The 6,431-nt window shown below is 72.6% G+C and carries 5 protein-coding genes; 3 read left to right on the top strand and 2 right to left on the bottom strand.

Going from position 1 to position 6,431, the window contains the following annotated elements; translation table 11 throughout:
• Positions 1–251: 251 nt before the first annotated feature.
• Together QOZ86_RS18735 and QOZ86_RS18730 are read right to left on the bottom strand one after the other, a co-directional pair.
• Positions 252–995 (bottom strand): helix-hairpin-helix domain-containing protein, encoded by a 744-nt coding sequence (locus QOZ86_RS18735; RefSeq protein WP_284493493.1) that lies wholly within the window; start codon positions 993–995, stop codon positions 252–254.
• Between the two features lie 486 nt (positions 996–1,481).
• Entirely contained in the window at positions 1,482–2,018 is a 537-nt protein-coding gene (locus tag QOZ86_RS18730; protein ID WP_284493492.1) for a DUF4234 domain-containing protein, read from the bottom strand.
• 438 nt (positions 2,019–2,456) lie between these two features.
• Here QOZ86_RS18730 and QOZ86_RS18725 point away from each other — a divergent pair, with 438 nt between their 5' ends.
• From QOZ86_RS18725 to QOZ86_RS18715, 3 genes are all read left to right on the top strand, one after another.
• Positions 2,457–4,124: a DUF6398 domain-containing protein gene (locus tag QOZ86_RS18725; RefSeq protein ID WP_284493491.1), complete on the top strand. Its 1,668-nt coding sequence runs from the start codon at positions 2,457–2,459 to the stop codon at positions 4,122–4,124.
• Entirely contained in the window at positions 4,124–5,425 is a 1,302-nt protein-coding gene (locus QOZ86_RS18720; RefSeq protein WP_284493490.1) for a helicase-associated domain-containing protein, read from the top strand. Before QOZ86_RS18725 ends, QOZ86_RS18720 begins: the two co-directional genes overlap by 1 nt.
• Before the next feature lie 380 nt (positions 5,426–5,805).
• Positions 5,806–6,429 (top strand): antibiotic biosynthesis monooxygenase family protein, encoded by a 624-nt coding sequence (locus QOZ86_RS18715; RefSeq protein ID WP_284493489.1) that lies wholly within the window; start codon positions 5,806–5,808, stop codon positions 6,427–6,429.
• The last annotated feature ends 2 nt before the right edge of the window (positions 6,430–6,431 follow it).

Below are 6,431 nucleotides of genomic sequence, written 5' to 3'. Positions count from 1 at the left end.
GGCGGCGGCAGCAGCGGCTCGATGAGCGCCCACTGGGCGTCGGTGGTCGCCGAGGACGGATACACCTGGCAGCGCGGAAGCCCCGATCGCCGGTCGCTACCGGTGGTGCTGTTGGCCGGGCAGGACGCACACGTGCAAGTCGGGGAAGATGACACCAGGACTCCTGGTAGGTGGTGGCGTAGACACCTACCGCCCTACCAGGAGTCCGCCTTCCCGCCCGCGCGGACACGCCCCAGTTCCCGGACACGCTCTCAGACGACGGCGTGCTCGCGCAACTGGTCCTGCACGTGCGAGGGCAGGTGCGCCTCGATGAACGCCTCGGCCACGGTGAGGTACGTGCCGCCCCGAGCCGACCGGGCGGCGACGACGGCGTCGGCGTGCTCGCGGTCGATGCCGCTCACCGTCGCGATGAGCGCCGCCGAGGCCGTGTTGAGGTCCACCAGGCCGCCGTCGTCGTACCCCCGCCCCAGATCGGGACGCCCGATCCCGAGCTCGCGCGCCAGGGCGGGGTCCGTCTCGTGCAGCCGACGCGCTTCCTGCCGCCGCTGCCGGGTGGCGACGGCGCGAGCGACGACGTCGGCAGAGGACATCCGGACGCCGTTCCCTCGCCCGTAGACCTCCCGCCGGAGGCCGACGAGCTGATAGCAGCCAATGACCACGACTGCGACGACTGCCATGCCACCGATCGTGCTGATGGTGGAGTTGCCGGACGACCCGTCGGGGTTCGGTTCCGGGGTCAGCGCCATGAGGACGACGAGGAATGCGCCGACCGCCGTGTAGATCAGCGCCAGGCGACGCACGGACGGACGGCCGAGCCGCTGAGCGGCATGCCAGAACGGAAGCGCGGCCAGGAAGCCCGCCGTGAAGACGGTGACGTAGAAGTACCAACGGCCGTTCGCGAGCCGGTCAGCGAGCGAGGTCGTGCCGCTGCCCTGGGCGGAACCGCCGGCATGGGCGGCGTGCTGCCAGGACGACGGTGGTGATGGCTGGGTCACGGGCGCTCCTCATGACGTCGGACGACGAACGAGAGCAGTTGGGCTCGTCCCTGTCGTGTTGCTCGGTGTGCCAAGAGCATCGGCAGCTCCGATGGAGAATCGAGCGATCACCCGATGGGCTGCTTCGTCGTGCAGTCGATCTTGGTGTACGGGCACCCCTTCTCGTCCACGGACGTGCCACCGGAGCCGTATGCGCGGCAACCCGTGTAACCGTCGTAGCCGCCGCCTCCATCGGACGACGAGCTCGACCCGGGCGGCCGCAGCCACGGCCTTGACCGCGCCCGCAATGATCAGCGCCACTGCCGCTTACACCGCTCGACGGTTCTCGAACTGATGAACGGGCCGACGTCAAGGGACAACGGGACATCAACGGCCGCTCGAGGCCACGGAGCCATGCCTTGGGGTGAGCCGTTGGCTGACCACTCCTCACCAGAACGCGGACGCCCGCCCGTCTGAAGGGGGCGGGCGTCGATGCTGCTCGATCCGTCAGGACGCACCCATGCTGCGCCAGTACGCGTTGAGCGCCCCGTTGGTCTTGATCAGCCAGACCAGAGGACCGATCAGGATGAACGAGCCCAGCAGGACCCAGAGGCCAGTGGTTGCGCTGACCGGGCGGGGTCGCCCCTGCTTGGCGTACAGGTTGCCGATCTCGTTCGGCAGCACGAACGGTGTGACGAGCCCCAGGGTGAAGATCGCGAGGACCAGGCCGATCGCGCCACCGACGCCCTCGCCGGAGTGCTGCTTCATCTCCTCGTGCGTGGCGAAGTAGTAGTAGAGCCCGTAGATGCCGAAGGTGACGATGCTCAGACCGATGACCGCCCAGGTGCTGCGGATCTTCCCGACCGGGCCGAGGGTCCGACCATGGCCCGCCGGCGCAGGCGGGTAGCCCATCGGCGCCTGGCCGTACTGCGGCTGGCCGTACTGCGGCTGGCCGTACTGCGGCTGGCCGTACTGCGGCTGGCCGTACTGCGGGGTCGGATACGCCGCCTGGGGCTGACCCGTGGGCTCATTGGTGATGGACATGGGGACTCCCCGGTCAGGGCCGCCGGAACCTCCGACGGCGATCGAGACGCTAGGTCCTCGAAAGGTCCGCGCGGCCGGTGTTCTGGCAAGCCACGCCCGGGAACGCCACTCGGCTCACGCAGGTCCCACTCGCCACCGACTCCGGAGGTCTTGGGCGGGCCACCTGTCGGGTTGCGGAGGTTCCCTGGCTGGACCACATCACGCCCTGACCGGGCTGGGCCGCCCTGAGCAGCCGGCCGCGCTGTTCGAGGGTCGAGCTCGGGCCTCCCGGTCGATAGCCTTGCGGGCGTGTCCAAACGGTCCCGCCGCGAGAAGGCCCGCCGCGCGCAGGCACACCGCCAGCGGCCGGCGCGCGCGGCACGACGTCCCGCACGGAGCGGCCCCACTCCGAGCCCCCGTGAGCCGGACGGGTACGAGCCGGGCAGCCACGAACCAGACTTGCTCTCCGGCATCCGCGCCGCCCTGGCCGACCCCGACCCGCTGGCCCTGCTCGGCCTGGTCAGCACGCTGATCACCTCGCTCGAGCCGGAGCCGGCCCTCGGCCGGCAGCCCGACCCGGAGCTACCCACCCTCGAGGAGCTGGTGGCCACCTTCCTCGACATCGACCGGCCCGAGACCTCGGCGCTGCTGGCGGGCATCGCGGGCCTCGCCGGCGACGAGGTGCTGCGGCACCGGGTCCGCCGCGAGATCGGCGCACGCGGGCACGTCCTGCCACGGTGGTTGGTGGAGCTGCCTGCGTCCCAGGCCACCGGCCCGGTGGTGCGGCTGCGGCACGTCCTCGGCGACGGGGAGAACCTGCTGTTCGGCGTCCGGCTGCCCGGCGGCGCGGAACTGGCGCTGGCCACCTACGTCGACCACAACCTCGGCACGCTGGTCAAGGACGGCTTCGTCTCCCCCGAGCCGGTGCAGCAGGTGCTCGACGACATGGCCGCGGCCACCGACGACCCCGACGTCACCGTCACCGACCTCGACCCGGCTGACGCCCGGGCCATGATCACCGAGGCCTTCGAGCTCGGCCGGATCACCGTCCCGCCGATCGAGACCGACACCTGGCCGGCGTGCCGGCCGCTGCTTCGCTGGGCGGTCGGCCTGCTGCCCGAGGGCGGCACCGGGTACCTGCGGCCCGAGTGGCCGGACGACGCCCGGCAGGCCCTGGCCGTGCGATTCCTCGCCTCTCCCTTCGGCGCCGGCCTGGACGATGCCGACTCGCGGAGCCTGCTCGAGTCGCTGCTGTGGTTCGGCTGCGACTACGGCCCCGGTGACCCCCTGCGCTGGAGCCCGGTGACCGTCGAGATCCTGCTGACCGACTGGATTCCCCGCAAGATCGCCGCCGACGTCGACTACCTCGCGCAGGCACCCGGCCTGCTCCGGGCCTTCATCCGCTTCGCGCACGCCGAAAGCGGGATCCGCACCGAGCTCACCGAGCAGACCCTCGCCGCGGTCGACGTCTGGGAGCCGGCCTACCAGCGCACCATCCGCAGCCCGCGGCCGCAGGGGCCGCTGGCGCTGCTGGCTCGGCTGGGCGCCCTGGACCCTGAGGGTCCCTGGCCGGTGCCTCACGACGTCCTCCTCGGCTACGACCCGGTGGACCAGCTGGCCGAGGCCGTCGGCGGCCGCGCCGCCCTCGACGCCCTGGACGGCACGCCGCTGCCCGACGAGGCATTCGACTGGGACATGGTGCCCGGCGACGTCCGCCCCCTGGTGGGTCGAGTGCGGGAGCTGGCCGACGGCGCGTGCACCGAGCTGCTCGACATCGAGCTGCGGACCGCGGCACGTCGACTGCTGGCCCGGGTCGCCGCCGCCGACCCCGACCTGTTCCGCCGCCGCAGCCGGCCCGAGAGCACCGCGGCGGCGGTCTGCTGGATCGTGGCCACCGCCAACCACCTGTTCCGCGACCGCCGGCTCACCGTCAAGCAGCTGACGAGCTGGTTCGGCGTCACCGGCAGCCCCTCGTCGCCGGCGCGGGCGCTGCTCAAGGCCATCGGTGTGGAACCCGACGGCTGGGCCTACGGCGACGGCCATCTCGGTTCTCCCGACTACCTCACCGGCGACCACCGGGCCGGCATGGTCGCCGCCCGCGACCGGCTGCGGGACCGGCCCTCGTGATGGACCAGCCCGCCGTCCGCAGCACCGAATCGGAGGCGCTGGCCAACCTCGCCGCCGTCCTGCGGCTCTGTCAGGCCGGCACGGTGCGGTGCAGCGCGATCACGCGCCGCCCTTCGGCGGCGACGGTTCGCGCGGTGGCCGATGTGCTCGTCGCCGGGGACTTCTACTCCGACGACCCGATCGCCGCGTTCGCCTGGCCGCTGCTCGTCCAGGGCGGCGGCCTGGCGAGGCTGGACGGCACCCGGCTCGTCCTCACCCCTGCGGGACGGCGCGCGCTCGACCGGCCTCCGCACGAACCGGTGCGGGCCATCTGGGAGCGCTGGCCCAAGCATGCGCCGCTGGACGAACTCAGCCGCGTCGAGCAGATCAAGGGGCAGAAGGCCGCAGCCGCCCTGAGCGCCGCGGTTCCGCGCCGCCAGGCCGCGACCGCCGCACTGCGGCACTGCCCGCCGGGCGAGTGGATCGGCGTGGACACACTGTTCGACACCATCCGCCGGCGCGGACCACGGCTGTCCATGGCCCGCTCCGAGCGCGGGCTGTGGAAGCTCTACATCGAGGACCCCGAGTACGGCAGCCTCGGCTACGACGGCCACCACGACTTCGCCGTGCTCGAGGGCCGCTACCTGCTGGCGGTGCTGTTCGAGTACGCGGCGCCGCTGGGGCTGATCGACGTCGAGTACGTGCCGCCGGCACACGCCCGGGACGACTTCCGCCACATGTGGGGCGCCGACTGGCTCGACGCGCTCAGCCGCTACGACGGGCTCACGGCGGTCCGGCTGACCGCGCTCGGCGCCTATGCCACCGGGCTGACGTCGAGCTACGAGCCGCCAAAGCCGGTAGCGCCCGCACGCGGCCTGGAGGTGCTGCCGAATCTCGACGTCGTCAGCCTCGGGGAGCTCCCCGCCGCCGACCGCCTGGTGCTCGACGCCTTCGCCTCCCGCACGTCCGACCGGGTGTGGACGCTGTCGGCAGGGAGCGTGCTCGCCGCGGCCGACGTGGGCCGGCCCCCACACGAGCTCACGAGCTTCCTCACCGACCGGGCGGCCCACGGGCTGCCGCAGACGCTGACCACTCTCCTGGACGACGTCGAGGCGCGGCTCCGGCGGGTGCGCGACCTCGGCGTCCGTCGGGTCGTGGAGTGCGCGGACGCGCAGACGGCCACCTTGCTGGCCGGGGACCGGGCGCTGCGGGGACTGTGCACACGGGTCGGCGAGCGGCACCTGCTGATCACCCTCGCGGACGAGGCCAAGGCACGGGCAGCGTTGCTGCGGCTCGGCCACCCGCTCGGCCCGCCGTCCTGAAATCTGACGCGACCCTCGGAGCCATGAGCCAGTAGTGGCCGGCGATGAGCTTCCCCTGCCGCCGACGGCCGGCTCGGCCGGTACCGCTGCATCGGCGGGGCCGAGCACACCGGTTCCTGCCGCCGGTGTCCTGAATCGCCGCCCCCGGGCCAGACGTGGTGATCGACCCGCCCGGTTTATCCGCGGCCGCGGCGGCGGCGCCTTCTGCAGCCGTCGTCTTCAGCACCAGCCGCCGAGGTAGTCCGGAGTTCCCGAGAATTTCGGCGTCGGCCGCGCATGCGCGATGCGCACACCGGTTGACAGCGGTGGGCACCCGAGCACGATGACCTGGGCGGACGCCGCCGGGGCGCCGCGCGCCTGTCCCCGGAAGGGAGGGCGTCATGCACGCCCGCACCACCACCATCACCGCCGGCCCGAACCGCATCGACGCCGGCATCGCCGACGTCCGCGACAACGTCATGCCCGCCGTGAGCGGCATGGCCGGCTGCGTCGGGCTGTCGATGCTGTGCAACCGGAGCTCCGGCCGCTGCATCGTCACCACCGCCTGGGAGAGCGAGGAGTCGATGGCCGCGACCCGCGAGGCAGTCCGCCGGATGCGCGAGCAGGCGACCCAGCACTTCGGTGCCGAGACGCCGGAGGTGCGGGAGTGGGAGATCGTGGCGATGCACCGGCTGCACCCCGTGAGCGGGGACTCCTGCGCCCGGGTCACCTGGTCCCGCGTCGACCCGGCCACCGTGGACAAGGTCCTCGACGTCTTCCGCACGGACCTCGTCCCGCGGATGGACGAGATGCCCGGCTTCTGCAGCCTCAGCCTGATGCTCGACCGGCAGACCGGCGACAACTCCCTCACCGCCGTCTACGCCGACCGCCGCGCCATGGAGGCCACCCGCCAGCGCGCCATGTACATCCGCGACGTGTTCCGCCGGGCGCTGCACATGTCAGCCACCGACGTGGCCGAGTTCGACGTCGTCCTGCACCACCTGCGCGTCCCCGAACTGGTCTGAGC

Origin of the sequence: Blastococcus capsensis (genome assembly GCF_030165005.1) — a bacterium.
GTDB classification, from domain to species: Bacteria; Actinomycetota; Actinomycetes; order Mycobacteriales; family Geodermatophilaceae; genus Blastococcus; species Blastococcus capsensis.
The sequence above is the reverse complement of the archived record's forward strand: the minus strand, read 5'-3'. Positions and strand labels throughout refer to the sequence as shown.